This window comes from Cupriavidus taiwanensis, assembly GCF_900249755.1.
Lineage (GTDB): Bacteria > Pseudomonadota > Gammaproteobacteria > Burkholderiales > Burkholderiaceae > Cupriavidus > Cupriavidus taiwanensis_D.
This window is the reverse complement of sequence record NZ_LT976854.1, coordinates 2050537-2071890: the sequence shown is the minus strand read 5'-3', so window position 1 is coordinate 2071890 and position 21354 is coordinate 2050537. Positions and strand designations below refer to the sequence as shown.

Sequence of the window (21354 nt, the reverse complement as noted above, 5' to 3'; positions counted from 1 at the left end):
GCGATAGCGGGGAAGACTTCAAGACGTTGAAATACGAGAGACCCATGAACACCGAACAATCCAATCTCAATTGCCTCACGCTGATCAGCTACCGCCAGGCCAGCCAGATCCTCGAAAGCGCCATGCAGCAGGCGCAAGCCCACGGCAGCGCACTGAGCTTTGTCGTGGTCGACAGCGCCGGCCACCTGGTCGCCGCCGCGCGCATGGACGGCGCCCCCTTCGTCACGATGGAAGTGGCGCGCGGCAAGGCCTTTGCCTGCGTCGCCACCGGCGGGCAGTCGGGGCGGGCGCTGCGCCAGCGCTATGTCGATCATCCGATGGTGTGGGGCAATATCGCGTCGCTCGGATACGGCGCGCCGCTGCTGCCCGCCATCGGCTCGCTGCCGGTCTGGGTCGATGGCGCGCTGATTGGTGCCGTGGCGGCCAGCGGCGGCCAGGCCGAGGTCGAGGAAGAGACGCTGACCCGCGCGATCGAGTCGATCGGCGGCTCGGTGACGCCGCCCGTGCGCGCGCAATAGCGCAATGTCATCGCCATTGCCATCGCCGTCCAAAGGAGGATCGATGCTGACCGTCTGGGGCCACCGTGGCTCGCCTAACGTGCAGAAGGTGCTGTGGGCCTGCGAGGAGCTGGGCTTGCCCTATGTCCTGAAGGAGACCGGCGGTGCCGCCGGCGGCACGGACACGCCCGAATACCTGGTCAGGAATCCGAACGGCCGCGTGCCGACGCTCGAAGACGATGGCCACACCGTGTGGGAATCCCACGCCATCCTGCGCTATCTGGCCGCGAAGGATCCGCAGCGGCGGCTGACCTCGGACGACCTGCGCGTGCGCGCCACCATCGATCAATGGATGGACTGGCAGTGCGCGCACCTGGCGCCGGCCGTGCGCGCGCTGGCGGTGCTCGTGGTCAAGCCCCGCAGCACGCCGCCCACTGCGCAGGAAATCGACGCCGCGCGCGACGGCATCGTGCCGCTGCTGCGGCTGGCCGACCGCGCGCTCGGCCGCTGCGATTATTTCGCGGGACAGCAATTCACCATTGCCGATATCCCGCTGGCGATCAGCTACAACCTGTGGAAGATCATGGAGCCGGCGTGCGCGCAGTTTCCTGCGCTGGACGCGTGGTACGCCCGCATCGGCCAGCGCGCCGCCTTCACGCCGATGACCGGGCAGCGGCGCGTCTAGCGTTCACTGCCGTTCCAGCAGCGCGAGATCGGTCGCGCGCCGGCGGAATTCGCTCGGCGACAGCGCCATGTGCCGGGTGAAGAAGCGCGTGAAGTTGCTGTGGGTGCCGAAGCCGAGCTCATCGGCCAGGTCGGTCAGCGGCCTGTCCGTGGTGGCCAGCCAGCGCGTGGCGATGCCCAGGCGCAGGCTGTCGATGTAGTGCCGCGGCGAGACCCCGACGCAGCGGCTGAACTGCGAAAAGAAATGCGAACGCGAGATGCCGGCCGAGCGCGTAATGTCGCCGACCTTCGGATTCTCGGCAGCGTGCTCGTGGATATAGGCGATCGCCTTGCGGATGCGGCGGTCGCTCGGTCGCGTATGGCGCAGCGCCGCGCCCGCGGCATCGAGATTCGCATAGTGCCGCACCACCGTGTCCACCACTGCCTTCAGGCGTTCCTCGCACAGCCCGGGCGACGCTAGCGAGTGCATCGAGATCGCGGCAACAAGCAGCTGCACGTTGTCGCGCAGCTCGTCGACCAGCGCGACCCGCGGTGCGGGAAACAGGTGATCCAGGTGCAGCGCGGTATGCGGGAATTCGCTCGCCAGCCAGGACGGATTCAGGAACAGCGACAGGATCGTCGCGGGGCCGCTGTCGCTGGGATGCTTGGCATGCACCACCCATGGATTGAGCAGCACCACCGAGTCATCATCGACCGACAGCGACACCTCGCCTGACTGCAGGCACGTATCCGCGCCACTGAGCTTGATGATGACGTTGAACTCGCGATGGGCGTGCTCGACGATGGGCTGCCCGGTCGTGTTGATCGTGGCACGCCCGAACTCGCCCTGCAGGATCTGCGCCATGTACCGCTCTGCCATCTGCTACTCCTGTTGGTTCAGTCGATCGGCCCGCCTGCGAAGGGCAACCGGCCCCGCGATGCTGCTGCGGCCGGCATGGCCGACGTGAATGTACCGGGGGAGTGTGGCGGGCAACAATTGGGGTTGCTGCGGAGACCGCAGCACGGTGGGTGCGCCGCGCGCCGCTATCGCCCCTGCTTCTTCTGCACCGGTTCGGGCAGCGGCAGCGCGGTCTGGTACTTCACCTGCTTGAGCGCGAAGCTGGAGCGGATGCTGGCGACGCCGGCCAGCCGCGTCAGCTTGTCGACGATGAAGTGCTCGAGCGCCTGCACTTCAGGCACCAGCACCCGGATCAGGTAATCGGAATCGCCGCTCATCAGGTAGCACTCCATCACCTGCGGCAGCGCCAGCACGGCGCGCTCGAACGATTCCAGCCCGGCGCGCGTCTGCTTTTCCAGGCTTACCTGGATAAAGACATTGACGTTGAGGCCAAGCTTGCGCGGATCGAGCAGCGTCACGTGCTTGCTGATCAGCCCGGACTGCTTCATCACGCGCACCCGCGCCAGGCACGGCGAGGGCGACAGGTTGACGCGCGCGGCCAGCTCCACGTTGGTGAGGCTGGCATCGCGCTGGAGCTCGGCCAGTATCCTGAGGTCGGTCTTGTCGAGTTCGATCATGGCAAATCGTGGTTGACGGCAATGGCCTCAGCCTGGCGTTGCGGGGGCGGGCTGCCGGTGGTGGTCGACGACGGTGCGCGAAGCGAGCAGCTGCTCGATGCGCGCCTCGTCGAGGCCGGCCTCGCGCAGCAGTTCGACCGAATGCTCGCCGAATGCGGGCGGCACGCGGAAGCCGCTGGCGTTGTCGCCATCGTAGCGGATGGCGCGGTTGGCCGCACGCACGGTGCCGTAGTCCGGATGCTCCATTTTGTAGAAGACGCCCAGATGCCGCACCTGCGCGTCGTGGTCCAGCTCGTCCAGGCGCAGTTCCGGCGCCGCCGGCACGTCGTGCTGCTGCAGCCGTGCCATCCAGGTATCGCGGTCGGCGCCGGCGAAGACCGCGGCGAGTTCGGCGGCAATGGCGTCATAGCCCTGCACCCGGCTCATGCGGTCCGGATACGCCTGCGCCAGGTCGGGGCGCTCGATCGCGTCGAGCAGGCTTTGCCAGAACTTCTCCGGCGACGACAGGTGGATGCCGATGCGGCGCCCGCACCGGCACGTGACCAGGTAGGACTGCGACTTCGACGCGCGGCTGAAGAATTCCGGCGCGCTGCCATACGCCGACAATTGCCCGAGCGGCTCGGTCGCCAGCGCGATCATCGCTTCCAGCATCGACACCTCCACCTTCCGGCCGCGGCCGGTGCTGGCGCGCTCCACCAGCGCGCCGAGGATGCCGATGCAGGCGTAGAGGCCCGAGATGGTGTCGGACACCGGCGGCCCCGGCACGCGCGCATCGCTGCCGCGATGGAACATCGACATCCAGCCGGACAGGGCCTGGCCGACATTGTCGAAGGCGGGGCGGTGCGCATAGGGGCCGTCGGCGCCGAAGCCGGTGATCGAGCAATGCACCAGCCGCGGATTGACCCGGTGCAGGTGGGCGGCGTCCAGCCCCAGCTTGCCCTCGCTGCCGGGGCGCATGTTCAGCAGCAGCACATCGGCGTCGCGCAGCAGTTCCTGCAGCACCTCGCGGCCCTCGGGCGTGGCGAAGTCCAGCGCGAGCGAACGCTTGTTGCGGTTATGGGATTGGAAATGCCCGGCGTACATGCCGCCGTCGAAGGTGCGGAACGGGTCCACCACCCTGGGCGACTCGATCTTGATCACCTCCGCGCCAAGTTCGCCCAGCAACTGCGCGGCCAGCGGCGCGGTGATAAAGCGGCCGATCTCGATGACGCGGATGTTCTGCAGGATCTTCATTGCGGCTCCTTCGGTACCAGGTGCGCCGACGCTTCTTCCTCGGTGCGCACCCACAGCGTGTTGGCGATGGGGTTCTCGATCTCTTCGGCCAGGTGGCCGAGCAGGCCGATCGCGCGGCTGGCCACCGCCAGTCCGCGGCACAGCTTCCACGACAGGCCCAGTTCGGAGGCCAGCGCGCCGATGGCGCCGGTGGCGTTGACGGGCAGCCGGCCGGGCTTGCCGAAGGCGCGCTCGGCCTCTTGCGAGATCGCCTGCATCAGCGTGACGTAGGGCCCGGCCAGGCCCTGTTCCTGCGCGATCGCGAACAGCCTGACGGCACGCGGATCGACCGGCTTGTGCACGGGGTGGCCGATGCCCGGGATCGGCAGGCGCTGCTCCCGGTGTTCCTGCACGATGCGCGCAGCCATCTGCGCCGCGTCATACTGCGCGGCCGTGCCAAGCGGCTGCACGCCCTGCAGCAGGCGCGCCGCGCCTTCGGCGGTGCCGGCAAAGGTGGTGCCCATGCCGCACAGGCCCGCCGCAATCGCGGCCTGCATCGATTCCGGCGCGCCCAGGTAGGTCAGCCGCGCCACCATCGCCGAAGGCGTCATGCCGTGTTCCACCAGCACCGCCAGCAGGGCGTTGAAGACGGTCGACTCGGCCGCGCCCGGCTTCCTGCCGGTGATCTCGAGGAAGGCAAAGTCGCCCAGCGCAAGCTTGCCCAGCACGTCCTGGCACAGGTCCAGTCCGCGCACCGTGATGCGATCGGCCGTGCTCCAGCCCATCTCCGATCGCAGTGGGGGTTGTTCCATGGTGTCTCCTGTTGGAATTGGTTGGCGCACCGGTGCTCAGCGCTGCGGCGCCTGCGCCGACACGATCGCGCGCGGCAGCAGCAGGATCAGCGCGCAGCACAGCAGCAGGCAGGCGCCGAGCACGTAGGTGCCGCTGTGGACGTTGCCGGTGATGTTCTTGGCGACATTCGAGACCATGGCGCCGGTGATGCCGGCCAGGCTGCCGACCGAATTGATCATGGCCAGCCCCGCCGCCGCCGCGGCGCCGGTGAGGGCGCGGCCCGAGAAGATCCAGAACAGCGGCGCCACCCCCAGGATGCCGGCCGCGGCCACGCAGATCAGCAGCAGCGACAGGGGCAGGTGGCTCGCCAGCGCGGCGCTCAGGATCAGTGCGATGCCGGCGCAGCCTGCCGGAATCGCCGCGTGCAGCCGCCGTTCGCCGGTGCGGTTGGCATGCATGGCATTGGCGACGATGAACGCGCCCGCCACCACGTAGGGCAGCGCGGACAGCAGGCCGATGTGGTAGGCGTTGTGGATGCCGCTGGCCTGGATGATCGACGGCAGCCAGAACGAGAGGCCGTAGAAGCCGGTGTTCATCGCCAGCAGGATCGCGCACAGCAGCCAGATCACCGGGCTTTTCAGCGCCGCGCCGAAGTTGTGCGCCTTGTGCGCGTTGTCGGTGGCAAGGTTGCGCTTGACCAGCGCCTTCTCTTCGGCGGTCAGCCAGTGCGCGTGGTCGACCGAGTCGGTCAGCCGGGCCAGCACCACCAGGCCCAGGATCACCGCGGGCAAGCCTTCGATCAGCAGCATCCACTGCCAGCCGCGATGCCCCAGCGTGTCCTGCATGTTCTGCAGGATCCAGCCCGATACCGGGCCGCCGATGCACAGGCTCAGCGGCAGCGCGAACATAAAGCCGGCCAGCACGCGGTTCTGCTTGTGCGAGGGGAACCACTGGTTCAGGTACAGCACCACGCCCGGAAAGAAGCCCGCCTCGCAGACGCCCAGCAGGAAACGCAGCACGTAGAACACGTTCGCCGGCGTGGTGTGGAACAGCGTCGCCAGCGGGCCGATATACATCATCGAGATCGAGACGATGCCCCAGCTGATCATGATGCGCGAGATCCAGCGGCGCGCGCCGACGCGGTGCAGCACCAGGTTGCTCGGCATTTCGAACAGCACATAGCCCCAGAACAGCATGCTGGCCGCCAGCGCGTAGACGTTGTCGGTCAGGTCCAGGTCGCCGAGCATCTGCAGCTTGGCGAAGCCGATGTTGACGCGGTCGAGGTAGGACACCACGTAGCAGACGAAGAACAGCGGCACGGTGCGCCAGAACACCTTGTCGTACGCGGTCTTCTCGAGATCGGGCAACACGGCCTCGATCGGGCTTTGCTGGATGCTTGCGGCCATCAATGTCTCCGTTTCGCTTTGCGCGTTTCGTTATGGTCCCGATCGCCGCCGAGTTGCTCGACCTGATTGTAGGACAATACCAGCGATCGCATGCGCTGCTGTGCGGCCATGTTCTGGCGCCAGAAGCAGAAAATGCACGACGTGTCGCTTGTTTAGTCAACACGCCCGCGCTCATCCCGTGTTCGATGCGGCGCTTTACTGTCCGATGAACATACGATGTTGTAGGACAATAGTGTTCGTCAGCGTGGGATACAATCAGGGTTATCGCGAGCCCAGCCCCCTGATATGACCAATACGTCCGAACCGCAGCGCAGCACGCTCGAGTATGTTGTCGATACCCTCAGGCAGGCCATCCTGAGCGGACGGCTGGTGCCCGGCCAGCGCCTGGTCGAGGCCGACCTGACGCGCGAGCTCGGCGTCAGCCGCGGCCCGGTGCGCGAATCGTTCCGCCGCCTGGCCGCCGAGGGGCTGGTCGAGAGCGTCCCGAACCAGACCACCATGGTGCGGCGCTACACCCACCTCGAGATGAAAGAGCTGTTCGAGGTACGTGCCGAACTCGAGGCCCTCGCGGCGCGGCGCACCGCCAGCCGCATGGACGAGGCCTGTGTGCGCGAACGCTTCCTCAACGCGACCCGGCCGATCTGGGAAGACCACCACGCCATGAGCCCGGCGGCCTACTTCGAAGAGAACCGCCGCTTCCACCAGGCCATCGCCGACGAGTGCGGCAATGCGCAGCTCACCGACTTCATCGGCCGGCTGCAACTGCCGATGATCATGTTCCAGCTTGGCAATGCCATCCACGGCGAAGCGCTGCAGGAATCGGTCAATGAGCACCGCATGATTGCGCAGGCCATCGTCAGCGGCGATGCCGACAAGTCGGCGCAGCTGATCCGCGAACACCTGCGGCGCGCCAGCGACTTCATCGACCGCATGCCGGCGGACTCGTTCCGGCCGTAAGCCAGCTGCCGGTGGCGGCATGCGCTGCCGGCAACCCGAGCGCTGCGCAGCATCGTTGCGCGTGAATGGCGCCTGCCGCAGCGTCATATGCCGCAACCGGCAAGCCGCGCGTGGAAAGTCAGCACCTCGTGCCGCAGGCCTCTCCATAGAATAAAAAAAAGCCTACGGAGACTTGCCATGACCGACCTCGCGTCCCCCCATACCCGCTTGCTCGACCTCGCCCTCGCCCACGCCGCGCGGCAGCGCGACGACGATCCGCAGGAAACGCAGGAGTGGCTGGAGGCGCTGCAGGCGGTGGTGGCGCAATGCGGGCATGAGCGCGCGCGCTACCTGCTGGGCCGGCTGCTGGATGCGGCGCCGGCGCTGGGGGTGTCGACCCTCGCGCAGAGCAATACGCCCTACCTGAACACCATCCCGGTCGAGCGGCAGCTGCCCTATCCCGGCGATGCCGCGATGGAAGAGCGCATCACCGCGATCGTGCGCTGGAATGCGCTGGCCATGGTGGTGCGCGCCAACAAGGCCTATGGCGAGCTGGGCGGCCATATCTCCAGCTATGCCTCGGCCGCGGACATCTTCGAGGTGGGCTTCAACCATTTCTTCCGCGGCGCCGATGCCGGCAACGGCGGCGACCTGGTCTACTTCCAGCCGCATTCGGCCCCCGGCGTCTACGCGCGCGCCTTCCTGGAAGGGCGCCTGTCCGAGGCGCAGCTGGACAACTTCCGGCGCGAGTCCGACGGCAAGGGGCTGTGCTCGTATCCGCATCCGTGGCTGATGCCGGAGTTCTGGCAGTTCCCGACCGGCTCGATGGGGCTGGGGCCGATCCAGGCGGTGTACCAGGCGCGCTTCATGCGCTACCTGGAGCATCGCGGGCTGCAGGTCACGGCCGGCCGCCATGTCTGGGGCGTGTTCGGCGACGGCGAGATGGACGAGCCCGAATCGATCGCCGCGGTCCCGCTGGCCGCGCGCGAGCAGCTCGACAACCTCACCTTCGTCATCAACTGCAACCTGCAGCGCCTGGACGGGCCGGTGCGCGGCAATGGCCAGATCGTGCAGGAGCTGGAGGCCCTGTTCCGCGGCGCCGGCTGGAACGTGATCAAGGTGCTGTGGGGCAGCGCCTGGGACCCGATCTTCGCGCGCGACCACAGCGGCGCGCTGCTGCGCGCCTTCGCCGCCACCATGGACGGGCAGTTCCAGACCTACAAGGCCAAGGACGGCCACTACGGGCGCAGCCACTTCTTCGGGCAGAACGAGGAACTGAAGGCGCTGGTGGCCCACATGACGCCGGAGGAAGTGGCGGCGCTCAACCGCGGCGGCCATGACCTGCGCAAGCTGCATGCCGCCTTTGCCGCGGCGCGCGCGCACAAGGGGCAGCCCACGGTGATCCTGGCCAAGACCGTCAAGGGCTACGGCATGGGCGATGCCGGCCAGGCGCAGAACACCACGCACCAGCAGAAGAAGCTCGACCTCGACGCGCTCAAGGCCTTCCGCAGCCGCTTCGGCCTGGACCTGTCCGACGCCGACCTGGAAGCGATGCGCTTCTATCGCCCGGCCGAGGACAGCCCCGAGCTGCGCTACCTGCGCGAGCGCCGCGCGGCGCTGGGCGGCTACCTGCCGGCGCGGCGCTGCCGCGCCGATGCCGTGCCGGTGCCGCCGCTGGCGCAGTACGGCCAGTTCGCCGTCGACGCGGCGCAGAAAGAGATGTCGACCACCATGGCGATGGTGCGCATGCTGACCGGGCTGCTCAAGGACAAGACACTGGGCCCGCGCGTGGTGCCCATCGTCGCCGACGAGGCGCGCACCTTCGGCATGGCCAGCCTGTTCCGCCAGGTCGGCATCTATTCGTCGCAAGGACAGCTGTACGAGCCCGAGGACGCGGGCTCGATGCTGTACTACCGCGAGGAAGTCAGCGGCCAGATCCTGGAGGAGGGCATCACCGAAGCCGGCGCGATGTCGTCGTGGATCGCCGCGGGCACCGCGTACAGCACCCACGGCACCGCCATGCTGCCGCTCTACATCTACTACTCGATGTTCGGCTTCCAGCGCATCGGCGACCTGGTCTGGGCCGCGGGCGACCAGCGCGCGCGCGGCTTCCTGGTCGGCGCCACCGCGGGGCGCACCACGCTGTCCGGCGAAGGCCTGCAGCACCAGGACGGCACCAGCCACGTCATCGCCGCGACCATTCCCAACTGCCGCGCCTATGATCCCGCCTACGCCTACGAGCTGGCCGTGATCGTCGACGCCGGCATGCGCGCGATGATGGAGCGGCAGGAAGACGTCTTCTACTACCTGACCGTGATGAACGAGAACTACGCGCAGCCGTCGATGCCGGCCGGCGTGGAGGGCGATATCGTGCGCGGCATGTACCGGCTGGCGCAGCCTGCGGGCGGTGCGCGCGGCAAGGTGCGCCTGCTGGGCAGCGGCGCGATCCTGCGCGAGGTCGAGGCCGCGGCGCGCATGCTGGCCGACGACTGGCAGGTCGACAGCGAAGTGTTCAGCGTGACCAGCTTTGCCGAACTGGAGCGAGAAGCGCGCGAGGTGGCGCGGCAACGCCTGCACCAGCCGCAGGCGGAGATCGCACCGAGCCATGTCGAGCAGCTGCTGGCGGGCGATGCGCCGGTGGTCGCCGCCACCGACTACGTGCGCGCCTATCCGCAGCTGATCGCGCCCTATGTGCGCGCACCGTTCACGGTGCTCGGCACCGATGGCTATGGCCGCAGCGACAACCGGCCGTCGCTGCGCCGCTTCTTCGAGGTGGATCGCGCCTATGTGTGCGTGGCGGCGCTGCGGGCGCTGGCGGCGCAGGGCGAGATCCCGGCGGAGCGGGTGGCGCAGGCGCTGGCGCGCTACGGCATCGACGCCGGCAAGCCGGCGCCGTCAATGCTCTGAGCGGGCGCGCGTGGCGGCGCGGCACGGCAGCGACGCCGCGCCGCGCCTGCCGGATCAGCGTGCCGAATCCAGGACTTCTCCATCCTTCTGCACGGCCTGCGCCTTCATGTAGCTTTCGATCAGCAGCTGGTAAGCCGGGAAGATCTTGGTGTAGATCTCGGCCCATTGCTGGGCATCGTCGCGATGCCACGTGCGCTGCAGCTCCGACGCGACGGCCGCGGTATCCATCGGCACCACGCCCGCCTGCACCACGCGCGCCAGCGTGATTTCCTGCGCCATCTTCGAGTACGTGCCCGAAGCATCGACCACGGCGAAGACCCGGTAGCCGTCAGCCACCGCGCTGATCGACGGGAAGGCCATGCACACGCTGGTGATGGTGCCGGCGATGATCAGGCTCTTCTTGCCGGTGGCTTCCACCGCGGCGACGAACTCGGGGTTGTCCCAGGCGTTGATCTCGCCCTTGCGTGCCACATACTTGGCGTGCGGCGCGTTCTCATGGATCTCCGGGATCAGCGGACCGTTCGGGCCTTGCGGCACCGACGCCGTGGTGATCACCGGCATCTTCGACAGCGTGGCCATCTTGGCCAGCGCCGCGGCGCGCAGGCGCAGCTCCGGCATGGGCATGTCGCCCACGGTCTGGAACAGGCCGCTCTGGTGGTCGATCAGCAGCATGGCGGTATCGTCGGGGTCGATGGCCGGGCGCTTGCCGTTGAAGTTGGCAGGGCTGCTCATGGTGGGTCTCCTTTGGAAGGGGGATGCGTGAACATCAGGTAAAGGGATGACTGCCAGGGACGACTGCGGCTGGCTGGACCTGGTACCGGGAACTCGGCGTACTCGCGCGGGTGAAATGAATCTAGGAGGTCGGCGCGCAATCCGCAACTATTTCAGCCGCGCTGCAGTCGAGGGCATACTGCCCTGCATCGCGACGGCGGTCGATACCGAATGCTGATGGCGTCCGAACAAAAAAGTGATTGGATGTGGTGATCGGGCGCGCATAAGGTACTGGGTTCAGAACGCTGCTTTCGCGGCGAATCCCCTGCGTCCGACGCAGCCGAGTTCAAACGCGAAGCCCAGTCGGAATTCATGCACCGGGGGTACTTCCCATGGTGTGTAAGGAGACGATGAATGGCCCGGCCCGCAAGCCAGTCGCGCAATCCCGACGCGTCGGACCCGCTGCCGTCGCTGCTACGCCGCCGCGTGCTGCATGCGGCCATGCTGGCGGGGTTCGGCAGCATGCCGCCAGTTGGGCTGGCCGCACCGGCGCAAGCGGGGCAGCGTTGGGCGCCGGGCGGTACGGTCCGGATCGTCGTGCCGTTTGCCGCGGGCGGCACCGCCGACCTGGTTGCGCGGCTGCTGGCCGAAGGCCTCGCCAGGCGCCTTGGCCAGCCGGTGATCATCGACAACCGCGTCGGCGCCGGCGGCAATATCGGCATCGTCAGCGTTGCGCGTGCGGTGCCCGACGGCCGCACGCTGCTGCTGGCGTCGACGGCGTTCCTGACCAATCCTGCGTTGCACCCCGACAGGCCGCCGTACGATCCGGTGCGCCAGTTCGCTGCGATCAGCGAGCTGGTCAGCGCACCGGACTTGATCCTGGTACGGTCCGGCAGCCCGTTCTCAAGCCTCGGCGATCTGATGGCCAGGGCGAAGGCAAGTCCTGGTACCGTCAGCTATGCGACGCCGGGCAATGGCAACAGCGTGCACCTTGGCGCCGAACTGCTCTGGCAAAAGGCCGGCGTCAAGTTGCTGCATGTGCCCTACAACGGCGCCGCGCCGGCAATCCAGGCGGCGCTGGGCGGGCAGGTCGACTGTGCCCTCAGCGCGTTGCCGCCGGCCTTGCCATTGCTGGCCGCGGGCAAGCTGCGCGCGCTTGCCGTGGGCGGCACCGCGCGCTGGCACACCCTGCCCGGCGTGCCGACGATCGCGGAATCCGGCTTTGCCGGGTATCGCTCCGAAACCATGCAAGCGCTTTACGCGCCGGCGGGCACGCCCGCGGCCGCGATCGATCGCCTGCACCGCGACGTCACAAGCGTGCTCGCCGAAGCGGCTGTGCGGCAGCGCCTGGTGGAAATGGGCTTCGCCGTGGTGGCGGGTTCCCCCGAAGCACTGGCCCGGCGTGTGGCGGAGGAAGCTCCGCGCTGGGCCAGGGTGGCGGCGACAGCGAAGATCCGCGCCGACTGAGCACGGCACGCCCGCTCAGAAGGTATAAGCCGCCGACAGGTACGTGAAGTTAGTATTGCGCCCGCCCGCCGTGCGCAGCACCGGCGCCACCTCCACATGCACCAGCCCGGCGTTGACCGTGACATGGCGGTCCACCTGCCAGAACACGTCGAAGGCGAGCTGGCTGCCGGTGTAGCGCCCGGGGCGGCCCGCGGTGCCGGCGATGGGGACGGCGGCCGCGGTATAGACCGCATCGCCGGTGGTCTGGCGCCAGATGAAATCCCACGACACCGTCAGCCGCAGCGAGGCGGTGGGCCTGAGCGTCAGCGACGGCTGCAGGTCCAGCACGTTGGAGGCGCCGACCAGGCCGGCCTGGTTGAAGTAGGCCAGCTTGGGGAAGAGACCGCCGTAGGTGCCAAGCCGGCCGTCGGCGGGATCCTTGTCGCCGCTGCCGGCGGTGGCTTTCACGCCGGCGCGCACGTTCCACCCGGCCACCGCGAAGCCGTAGCCCGTATCCGTCGAGACGCCCCACGCGCGCAGGTCTTGCCTGCCGAAGCTGCCGAACTGCGCCAGCGCCTCCCAGTCCCAGTCCCACCGGCCCTGGCCGCCGAAGATGCGCCCGCCCACGGAATGGCGGCGCTCCACGCCCGCGCCGACGCTGTACAGCGCGCGGCTGTTCTCGAAGCCCAGGTAGTACAGGTCCACGCCGGATGCCGGCACGAAGCTGCGCGGGAATGTCGTGTACACGCCCCAGAAGCCCTGCGCATGATTGGGGTGGTCATCGAAGTTGCCGGCCTTGAGCAGCACGGGCCGCGTGGCGAAGGCATCGATGCGGACGTCGCTGGCCTGGCCGCCGAGGCGGACGCCGTCGAAGGCGCGGCGCACGTTCGGGGCGTCGCGCACTGACACCAGCCGCTGCGAGCCGAACGCCATTTCCTGCCGGCCCACGCGCACGCTGGGATCGGCCGCGGCGTTGCCGGACAGCGGCAGGCGCGCGTCGACAAAGGCCTGCTGCAGGTCCAGCCGGTCTTCATACGGCGGCATGGCCACATCCTTGCCTGCGGCGAGGTGATTGCCCAACTGGACGAAGGCGCGCAAGCGTTCGCCCGCATGCAGGTCGGCGTGCAACAGGATGCGATGCAGCAGGTAGCCGTCGGCGTCGGGGCCCGGCGTGCCGAAGTTCGGTGCCGAGTAGTGCTCGAAGCGTTCGCGGATCTCGCCGCCCAGGCTCAGGTAGGTATCGGGCCCGCCAAGCGGGATGTACTTGATGGGGTCCCACGGATCGCGGCGCGTCGCGTCAGCGCCGGCGCCCTGCAGGTAGCGGTAGTCTTCGTCGTAGCGCAGCGGCTTGTAGGCAGGCGCGCCAGCCGCTGCCGGCGCCTGCGCCAGCGCGTTGGCCGACACGGCGAACAGGGCGAGCGCAAGCGCGGGATGACGGGCCAAGGGGATGCTCGCTGCGTTGGGTTTGGCTGCGGTCTGGCTTTGCTTTGACTTGCGGGGCCGCGCCACCGACCCTTCAAGCCAACATAGCACGCCGCGCCGGCAACGCAAGCCGCATCCCGCCGGCTCGATGCGCCGGCACGCAATGCGGCTACCGTTGCGGGGCGGCCACGCGCAGCATTGCCAGGTAGCCCGGCTTGATTTCCAGCCTGGCATCGAGGCCCTTTGCCTGTAGCAACTGGTGCAGGCGCGCCAGCCGGTAGCAGGGCACCGACGCCATCATGTGATGCTCGGCGTGGTAGTTCACCCAGTATGGCGCCAGCAGCGCGCGTTCGATCCAGCCGGCGCGCGTGGTGCGCGCCACACGCCACGCATCGCCCGCGGGCAGCACCGAATGCTCGGCAATGTTGCGGATGCGCGTGACCGCCTGGAACCAGGTCAGCAGCGGCAGCAGCCACAGCAGCGGATAGAGCCACCAGAACCCGGCCGCGGCCAGCGCCGCCAGCATGATCGCGTTGACCAGCAGCGGACGGCCGAGCCTGGCCAGGAACGTGGCCCGCCGCTCGCCCACCGGCATGCCGGCGGTGCCGGCGGTGCCGGCGGCGCCGCGCAGCTGTGCCAGGCGCTGCTTGAGCCCGGTGCGCCCGCTGAGGTCGCGCAGCAGCTTGCGCCGCAGGCTGGCGCGCGTGGTCGGGAAGGGCGCCGACAGCGGCAGGTCAGGGTCGCGTTCGGTCTGGGCGTGGGCGTGATGCTGCAGATGGTAGCGGCGATAGGCCAGCGTTTCGGCGCCGACCGGATAGGCGCACAGCCACTGGCTGAGCCACAGGTTGAGCTTGCCGTCGACGGCCAGGCCGCCGTGCGCGCCCTCGTGCATCAGGATGGCCAGCCCGAGCTGGCGCGAGCCGATCACCATGATCGCCAGCACGATGGTCAGCGGGTTGGGAAACATCGCCACCAGTGCCATCATCGCGGCGATGGTGGCCCAGCAATGGGCAATCATGCCGATGCCGCGCCAGGTCGAGCGCGCGCGCACCTGCGCGATCTCGTCGGGGCTCAGGTAGCGCGTCAGGTTGACGCGGCGTTCGGCGCTGTCGTGGTCTGGAGCAGGGGCTGCGTGCATAAGGTCTCCTGTGTGCTGACGCCGCGGCGCTTATTCCGCCGGCCGCGGCGGGCGCCGCGACACATGCGCGGCGATCGGCGCGCCGCTGTCGCGTTCGGCCACCGCCTGCTTGAAGCCGACCTCCTGCGCGCGTTCGCGGAACCACAGTCCTTCGGGCGAGTGGCGCGCCACGCCGTCGAACAAGGTGGCGAACATCTGCGTGTTGTTCAGGCCCATGTTGTCATAGGCCTGGTTGACCACGGTCTTGGTCATCATCAGCTGGTTGCGCGGAATGCCGCGCAGGCGGCCGACCAGGCGCTCCACCGCGGCATCGAGCCCGGCTTCGGGAACGGCTTCGAGCGCCAGGCCGATGCGCACCGCCTCGCGCCCGTCGATCAGGTCGCCGGTCATCATCATGCGCTTGGCCATCTGCGGGCCGAGGCGGTAGACCCACATCGCCGGCGTCGGCACGCCCCAGACCCGGGCCGGCGGATAACCGATGCGCGCGTCCTCGGCCATGATCAGGAAGTCGCAGCACAGCGCGATATCGGAGCCGCCGGCCACCGCCGCGCCGTGGACGCGGGCCACGGTGGGCTTGGACGCGCGCCACAGCGACATGAAGTCCTGCGTGTTGCGCCACATCGCGGCGAAGTCGAGCGTCGGGTCCCACGGCATCTCCTGCGAGCCGCCGGTTTCGCCCTTGCGCTCGGCATAGTGCTTCAGGTCATAGCCGCCGCAGAAGCCCGGGCCGGCCCCGCGCACCACGATCACGTGGATGTCCGGGTCGGCCTCGGCCTGCTCGACGGCACGGCGGATCTCCGCCGGCATGCCATGGGCGATGGCGTTGAAGTGCTCGGGGCGGTTCAGCGTGATGGTCGCGACCCTGCCGTCGGCGTCGTACCGCAATGTCCGGAATGTCATCGTCTACCTCGGGATGGTGTGTGCCGTGCCGTTGGCGAAAGCGGCATCGATCTGTGGTTGGGTAAAGCCGAAATGCGTCAGTACGGTACGGGTGTGCTCGCCCAGCGCGGGGGCCGGGCCAGGCGGCGGCCGCCGCGTGTGGTTGAAGCGGGCCACCGGCAACGGCAGCGTCGTGGGCCCGGTGCTGGCATGGTGGTGCGTGGCCAGGAACTGGTCGGCGGCAAGCTGCGCATGGCTGCGCAGCTGCGCCGAGGTGCGGGCGATGCCGCACGGCACCCCGGCCGCCTGCAGCCGTGCCACGGCCTCGTCCGTGGACAACGCGGCCAAGGCCTCGCCGCCGAGTTCGCGCAGCGCGTCCCAGTGGCGAAAGCGCGTTGGCATGTCGCAGAAGCGCGGGTCGTCCAGCAAGGCCGGCAGCGCGAGCGCATGGGCCCAGCCTTCGAACTCGGCCTGCGACAGCATCACGATCACCACCCAGCCGTCGCGGGTTGCCCACGGGCGGTAGACGGTGGCTAGCATCGATGGCGGCGGCGTGACCTGGAAGGTCTCGCGCGCATGCACGTCGACCCAGCCAAAGGCGACGGCGGCCTCGAGCATCGACAGGTCGACCACGCTGCCGTGCCCGCTGCGCGCGCGTTCGAACAGCGCGGCGCTGACCGCCTGCGCGGCATACAGCCCGGCGATCTTGTCGCAGATGTACTGCGGCAGCAGGTGCGGCACGCCGTTGTCGTCGCGCATCGCCATGCCGGACTCGGCCTGCAGGATGGGGTCGTAGGCGCGCTCGCCGCGGCAGGGACCGTCCTGGCCGAAGCCGCTGATGCGGGCGATCACCAGGCGCGGGTTGAGCGCATGCAGCACCGCCACGCCCAGCCCGAGCCGGTCCATCACGCCCGGGCGGAAGTTGTGGACCAGCGCGTCGGCGCTGCCGGCCAGCTGCCTGAGCATGGCGACGCCGCCGTCCTTGCCCAGGTCCAGCCCCACGGATTCCTTGCCGCTGTTCAGGAACGCATGCGCGGAGCTGAACTGCGGCGCGCCGATGACACCGAGCATGCGCGCGCGGTCGCCCTCGGGCGGCTCGACCTTGATCACGCGCGCGCCTTGCTGGGCCAGCAGCTGGGTCGCGAAAGGCCCGGCGACAACGCTTGTAAGATCGATGATGGTAAGACCGTCCAGGGGGCGCATGGGGCTTGTCCGGTGATGGCGATGTGGCAAACTATAGGAAACGATGCAAAAAACTGCAACATTGAATTTGACACCAAAGTCTGCCGCGGTCTCTGCCGCGCTCGGCAGCGAACTGCCGCCCGTCAGCGCGGGCACGCTGATTCTCGACCTGGTGTCGACAGATCCCGGCCGGGTCTACACGGCCGCGGAACTGTCGCTGGCGGGCACCGCGTTCGGCATCGAGGCCACCGGCATGCGCACCGCCATGGCGCGGCTGAAGGCCGACGGGCGCCTGCAGCAAGTCGGGCGCGGCGCCTACGTGCTGGGCCCGGACAGCGTGGCGCTGCAGCAGCGCCTGGTGACGTGGCGCAGCGTGCCCGAGCGCCGCGAGCCCTGGCGCGGCGCGTGGCTGCTGGCCATCGCCAGCGCACGCGAGCGCGCCGACCGCGCCGCCTGGCGGCGCACGCTGCAGGCGCTGGACTTCGATGGGTTCAAGGAAGCCGAGCCGAACCTGTTCGTGCGCCCCGACAACCTGCGCGGCGGCGCCGAACAGGCGCGCGCGCGGCTGGCCGAACTGCGCCATGCGCCCACGCTGCTGGTGGCCAGCGCGCGCGATCTCGACGCCGCACGCGACCAGCGCTTCCGTCGGCTGTGGCAGGCCGCGCGAATGACCCGCGAGCACCTGGCGATGGCGGCGGCGCTGGAGCGCTACACGGCGGCGGTGGCAAAGCTGCCCGATGCCGCGGCGGCGGCGCTGACGCTGCAGGCCGGGCGCGAGGCGGTGCGGCGCATCGTGCATGACCCGCTGCTGCCCGACGAGTTGTGCCGCATCGACGCGCTGCAGACGCTGATCGCGGCGATGGACCGGTTCGACACGCTCGGCCGCGCGGTGTGGCGCCGGTTCCTGGCGCAGGCCGCGGGGGCTGACGCGGGCTGACCGCGGTAAGCGAGGCCCCGGCGCGGCGACGGCGCAAAAAAAAGCGCGGCACCGGTACCGGTGCCGCGCTTGTCATTGATGCCGCTTGCTTACTGCTTGCCGTCCTTCGCGTACACGCGCTCTCCGGCCACCCAGGTCTCCAGCACCTGCGTCTTCCAGATATCGGCAGGCTTGACCTTGAACAGGTCCTGGTCGACCAGGATAAAGTCCGCCCACTTGCCCGGCTCGAGCGAGCCCAGCGTCTTCTCCTGGTGCTCGGCGTAGGCCGCGTCCAGCGTGAAGGCGCGGAAGGCCTGCGCCAGCGTCATGGCTTCTTCCGGATGCCAGCCCTTGATGGGGCGGCCTTCATGGTCGGTGCGGGTCACCGCCGCGTGCAGGCCGTAGAACGGATTGGCCGATTCCACCGGAAAGTCCGAGCCGCCGGCGATCACGGTGCCTTGCCTGAGCAGCGTCTGCCAGGCATAGGCGCCCTTGATGCGGTCCTTGCCGACGCGGTCTTCGGCCATGTTCATGTCGCTGGTCGCATGCGTGGGCTGCATCGACGCGATCAGGTCCAGCGTCTTGAAGCGCGGGATGTCCGGCAGCGCGATCACCTGTGCGTGCTCGACGCGGTTGCGCAGTTCGCGCCCGCCCACGTCCTTGTACGCCGCTTCCATCGCGTCGAGCACCTGGTGGTTGGTGGCGTCACCGATGGCGTGGATGTTTACCTGGTAGCCGGCCTTGATCGCGGTCTTGACCGCGGCCTGCATCGCGGCATCGCTCATGAACAGCAGGCCGCTGTGTACGTGGTCGTCCGAGTACGGGGCCATCAGCGCCGCGCCGCGGCTGCCGAGCGCGCCGTCGCCATACAGCTTGACCGCGCGCAGGTAGTAGCGGTCATTGCCGTAGCCCGACAGCGGGCCCTTGGCCGACAGCGCCTTGAAGTCGTCGCCGGTGTCGCGGATCATGCCGTAGATGCGCGTGGTCAGCTTGCCCTGGTCGGCGAACTCGCGATAGATGCGGTCTTCGGCAACGGTCACGCCGGCGTCGCCCGCGGCGGTCAGGCCGAGCGCGTTCATATGCTTCAGCGCGGCGGCCAGCGCGGCGCGGCGGTCGTCGTCGCTGTACGGCGGGATCACGTTGTTGACCAGCGCCATGGCCTTGTCGACCAGCACGCCGGTGGGATTGCCGCTGGCATCGCGCTCGATGCGCCCGCCGGCCGGGTCTTTGGTGTCGCGCGTGATGCCGGCGGCCTGCAGCGCCTTGGTGTTGAGCCACGCGGCGTGGCCGTCGACGCGCACCAGCCGCACCGGCCGGTCCGATACCGCGGCATCGAGCTCGGCCGCGGTCGGGAAGCGGCCCAGCTTCCAGTTCACCTGGTTCCAGCCATAGCCCAGCAGCCACTTGCGCTGCGGGTTCTTGTCGCCATAGGCGCGGATCATGCCCTGCGCCTCGGCCAGCGTGCGCGTGCCGGACAGCGAGATCTCGGTGGTCTTGAAGCCCAGGCGGAACACATGGCCGTGGGCGTCGATCAGGCCCGGCAGCAGGGTCTTGCCGTGGCCGTCGATTCGTTGCGCGCCGGGATACTGCGCGCGCAGCGCGGCGGCGTCGCCGGTGGCCAGTACCTTGCCCTGGTCGAATACCAGCCCGGTGAAACGGGTGACCTGGTCCTGCTTCAGGGTATAGCCCTGCACCGATTCCACCAGCGTGGGCGCGGCGTGCGCGGGCAGGCCCAGGGCCATGCCGGCGCCGAACGCCAGCAGGCTCATGCGGATTGCTTGTTTCAAAGCGATGCTCCTTGTTGTTGTGCTGTCTTGCTTGGTTGCTGCAAATTGCCAGGCGCCCGGGAACGGCGCCTATTCACCGGCCGCCGGCACGGCGGCGCGCGTCGCGGCGGCATCGCGGGCCGGCAGCGCGGGGAATTTCATCTCGGCATAGGGCACGAAGCGCGTCTTGCGCGCGATGCGGTAGCCCAGCCAGATCAGCAGGAAGATCGGGATGCCGATGTAGGTGGCGGCCACGCTGACCCAGTCGATCTTGCCGCTGGTAAAGGCCTGGTAGTTCTGGCCCAGCGTCACCACCAGGCACAGCGCGAAGGCGAAGATCGGCCCGTAGGGAAAGAACGGCGAGCGGTAGGGCAGGCGGTCCAGGTCAAGCCCCTGCGCGACGAAGCCCTTGCGGAAGCGGTAATGGCTGACGGCGATGCCCAGCCACGCAATGAAGCCGGTCATTCCCGACAGGTTCAGCAGCCACAGGTACACCGACTTGCTTTCGAACAGCGAGGTCAAAAAGCACAGCGCACCGACCGCGGTGGTGGCCAGCAGCGCCGCCAGCGGCACGCCGTTGCGCGTCAGCCGCGCGAACACGCGCGGGGCGCGGCCCTCGGTGGCCAGGTTGTACAGCATGCGGGTCGACGCATACATGCCGGAGTTGCCCGCCGACAGCACGGCGGTCAGGATCACCGCGTTCATCACGCCGGCGGCAAAGGCCAGCCCCGCATGGCGGAACACCAGCGTGAACGGGCTCACGCCGACGGTCTGCACGTCGCTCTTGAGCAGGCTGGGGTCGGTGTAGGGGATCAGGATGCCGATGATCAGGATCGCCAGCACATAGAACAGCAGGATGCGCCAGAACACCTGGCGCACCGCGCGCGGGATGTTCTTGGCCGGGTCGGCCGATTCGCCGGCGGCCACGCCGATCAGTTCCGTGCCCTGGAACGAGAAGCCGGCAATCATGGCCACGCCGATCAGCGCCGGCAGCCCGCCGACGAAGGGCGCATCGCCGGTGGTCAGGTTGGCGAGCCCGTGGCTGCCCGACATGTCGCCGCGCAGGATGCCGAAGATCATCAGCGTGCCGATGCCGATAAAGGCGATCACCGTCACCACCTTGACCAGCGCGCACCAGTATTCGGCCTCGCCGAAGCCGCGCACCGAGATCGCGTTGAGCGCGAACATCAGGCCCAGGAACAGCGCGCTCCACAGCACCCCGGGCGTGTCCGGGAACCAGTACTGCATCACCAGCTGGGCCGCGGCCAGTTCCACCGCGATCGTCACCGCCCAGTTGTACCAGTAGTTCCAGCCCAGCGCGAAGCCGAAGCCCTCGTCGACATAGCGCGCGCCATAGGTGGCGAACGAGCCCGACACCGGCATGTAGGCCGCCAGCTCGCCCAGGCTGGTCATCAGGAAATACACCATCGCGCCGATCAGGATGTAGGCGGCCAGCGCGCCGCCGGGCCCGGCCTGCGCAATGGTGGCGCCAGAGGCAACGAACAGTCCCGTGCCGATGGAGCCGCCGATGGCGATCATGGTGAGATGGCGTGCGCGCAGGGTGCGGCGCAGCGTGGGCGCAGGTGCGCCGGGCGAGGAAGGCTGGGAAGGTTGGGTCGGCATCGGGATCCGGTCAGGGCGCGCGCCCTGCCCATGCAGGGCGCGAAGGCGCGCAACTATGCCGGCATCGCCGGGCGGCCGCAAGCTGCGCCAGGCGCCAGCCGCACGGGCGGCGACACATGCCGCAGGGGCCTCCTCCCGGTGCTACCGGCCGGTATATTGGGCGGCATCATAAGAGAAATCGCTGTGCAGGGAAAGCCGCTGCCCAGCTTGCCTTGCCCGGCCACCCGCGCGAAGTGCCGCACGCGCCGCCGGAGGCCGGCCCGCCCGCCGGACCTGTTGCGGTGTAGGACAAACTCCCGGCGCGGACAGGAATGGCACCGCT

At 68.9% G+C, this 21354-nt stretch carries 18 protein-coding genes; 6 read left to right on the top strand and 12 right to left on the bottom strand.

Features of this window, described 5'->3' with window-relative positions; all coding sequences use genetic code 11:
• The first annotated feature begins 44 nt into the window (after nucleotides 1–44).
• Together CBM2594_RS24880 and CBM2594_RS24875 are read left to right on the top strand one after the other, a co-directional pair.
• Nucleotides 45–518 (top strand): GlcG/HbpS family heme-binding protein, encoded by a 474-nt coding sequence (locus CBM2594_RS24880; protein WP_116359430.1) that lies wholly within the window; start codon nucleotides 45–47, stop codon nucleotides 516–518.
• A gap of 43 nt (nucleotides 519–561) precedes the next feature.
• Nucleotides 562–1182 (top strand): glutathione S-transferase family protein, encoded by a 621-nt coding sequence (locus CBM2594_RS24875; RefSeq protein ID WP_116359429.1) that lies wholly within the window; start codon nucleotides 562–564, stop codon nucleotides 1180–1182.
• Between the two features lie 3 nt (nucleotides 1183–1185).
• Here CBM2594_RS24875 and CBM2594_RS24870 read toward each other — a convergent pair whose 3' ends face one another.
• The 5 genes from CBM2594_RS24870 to CBM2594_RS24850 all read right to left on the bottom strand — a co-directional run bounded on the left by CBM2594_RS24870 (nucleotide 1186) and on the right by CBM2594_RS24850 (nucleotide 6106).
• Nucleotides 1186–2040 (bottom strand): AraC family transcriptional regulator, encoded by an 855-nt coding sequence (locus tag CBM2594_RS24870; protein ID WP_116359428.1) that lies wholly within the window; start codon nucleotides 2038–2040, stop codon nucleotides 1186–1188.
• A 164-nt stretch (nucleotides 2041–2204) separates the two neighbouring features.
• Nucleotides 2205–2696: an Lrp/AsnC family transcriptional regulator gene (locus tag CBM2594_RS24865; RefSeq protein ID WP_116359427.1), complete on the bottom strand. Its 492-nt coding sequence runs from the start codon at nucleotides 2694–2696 to the stop codon at nucleotides 2205–2207.
• Nucleotides 2697–2723: 27 nt separating this feature from the next.
• Nucleotides 2724–3929 carry a CaiB/BaiF CoA transferase family protein gene (locus tag CBM2594_RS24860; RefSeq protein ID WP_116359426.1) on the bottom strand — a complete coding sequence of 402 codons (1206 nt, stop codon included), beginning with the start codon at nucleotides 3927–3929 and terminating at the stop codon, nucleotides 2724–2726.
• Nucleotides 3926–4720, bottom strand: coding sequence for a citryl-CoA lyase (locus CBM2594_RS24855; protein WP_116359425.1), 795 nt, complete (start codon nucleotides 4718–4720; stop codon nucleotides 3926–3928). Before CBM2594_RS24855 ends, CBM2594_RS24860 begins: the two co-directional genes overlap by 4 nt.
• Nucleotides 4721–4756: 36 nt before the next feature.
• Complete coding sequence (locus CBM2594_RS24850; protein ID WP_116359424.1) at nucleotides 4757–6106, bottom strand: MFS transporter; 1350 nt, start codon at nucleotides 6104–6106, stop codon at nucleotides 4757–4759.
• A gap of 285 nt (nucleotides 6107–6391) precedes the next feature.
• On the opposite strand from CBM2594_RS24850, the gene CBM2594_RS24845 reads away from it, so the two are divergent.
• Nucleotides 6392–7063 (top strand): GntR family transcriptional regulator, encoded by a 672-nt coding sequence (locus CBM2594_RS24845; protein ID WP_116359423.1) that lies wholly within the window; start codon nucleotides 6392–6394, stop codon nucleotides 7061–7063.
• A gap of 177 nt (nucleotides 7064–7240) precedes the next feature.
• On the top strand, nucleotides 7241–9949 hold the full coding sequence (mdeB, locus tag CBM2594_RS24840; RefSeq protein WP_116359422.1) for an alpha-ketoglutarate dehydrogenase: 2709 nt from the start codon (nucleotides 7241–7243) through the stop codon (nucleotides 9947–9949).
• Nucleotides 9950–10003: 54 nt separating this feature from the next.
• On the opposite strand, the gene CBM2594_RS24835 is transcribed toward mdeB, so the two are convergent.
• Nucleotides 10004–10681 (bottom strand): hydrolase, encoded by a 678-nt coding sequence (locus CBM2594_RS24835; protein ID WP_116359421.1) that lies wholly within the window; start codon nucleotides 10679–10681, stop codon nucleotides 10004–10006.
• Nucleotides 10682–11074: 393 nt separating this feature from the next.
• Between CBM2594_RS24835 and CBM2594_RS24830 the strand changes: the two genes are divergently transcribed.
• The gene (locus CBM2594_RS24830) at nucleotides 11075–12127 is read left to right on the top strand and encodes a tripartite tricarboxylate transporter substrate binding protein (protein ID WP_232346744.1); all 1053 of its coding nucleotides are present in this window, start codon (nucleotides 11075–11077) and stop codon (nucleotides 12125–12127) included.
• Nucleotides 12128–12142: 15 nt separating this feature from the next.
• Here the strand turns inward: CBM2594_RS24830 and CBM2594_RS24825 are convergent, their stop codons facing one another.
• The 4 genes from CBM2594_RS24825 to CBM2594_RS24810 all read right to left on the bottom strand — a co-directional run bounded on the left by CBM2594_RS24825 (nucleotide 12143) and on the right by CBM2594_RS24810 (nucleotide 16748).
• Nucleotides 12143–13549 carry an alginate export family protein gene (locus CBM2594_RS24825; RefSeq protein ID WP_116359420.1) on the bottom strand — a complete coding sequence of 469 codons (1407 nt, stop codon included), beginning with the start codon at nucleotides 13547–13549 and terminating at the stop codon, nucleotides 12143–12145.
• Nucleotides 13550–13697: 148 nt separating this feature from the next.
• Nucleotides 13698–14666, bottom strand: a complete 969-nt coding sequence (locus CBM2594_RS24820; RefSeq protein WP_116359419.1) for a fatty acid desaturase family protein — start codon at nucleotides 14664–14666, stop codon at nucleotides 13698–13700.
• Between the two features lie 30 nt (nucleotides 14667–14696).
• A complete protein-coding gene (locus tag CBM2594_RS24815; RefSeq protein WP_116359418.1) occupies nucleotides 14697–15566 on the bottom strand; it encodes a crotonase/enoyl-CoA hydratase family protein in 870 nt (289 codons plus the stop codon).
• Nucleotides 15567–15569: 3 nt separating this feature from the next.
• Complete coding sequence (locus CBM2594_RS24810) at nucleotides 15570–16748, bottom strand: CaiB/BaiF CoA transferase family protein (protein ID WP_116359417.1); 1179 nt, start codon at nucleotides 16746–16748, stop codon at nucleotides 15570–15572.
• Nucleotides 16749–16815: 67 nt separating this feature from the next.
• On the opposite strand from CBM2594_RS24810, the gene CBM2594_RS24805 reads away from it, so the two are divergent.
• Nucleotides 16816–17664, top strand: coding sequence for a hypothetical protein (locus CBM2594_RS24805; RefSeq protein ID WP_198048207.1), 849 nt, complete (start codon nucleotides 16816–16818; stop codon nucleotides 17662–17664).
• An 89-nt stretch (nucleotides 17665–17753) separates the two neighbouring features.
• Here the strand turns inward: CBM2594_RS24805 and CBM2594_RS24800 are convergent, their stop codons facing one another.
• Nucleotides 17754–19430, bottom strand: a complete 1677-nt coding sequence (locus tag CBM2594_RS24800; protein ID WP_116359416.1) for an amidohydrolase — start codon at nucleotides 19428–19430, stop codon at nucleotides 17754–17756.
• Between the two features lie 69 nt (nucleotides 19431–19499).
• Nucleotides 19500–21032 carry an amino acid permease gene (locus CBM2594_RS24795; protein WP_116359415.1) on the bottom strand — a complete coding sequence of 511 codons (1533 nt, stop codon included), beginning with the start codon at nucleotides 21030–21032 and terminating at the stop codon, nucleotides 19500–19502.
• Between the last annotated feature and the right edge of the window lie 322 nt (nucleotides 21033–21354).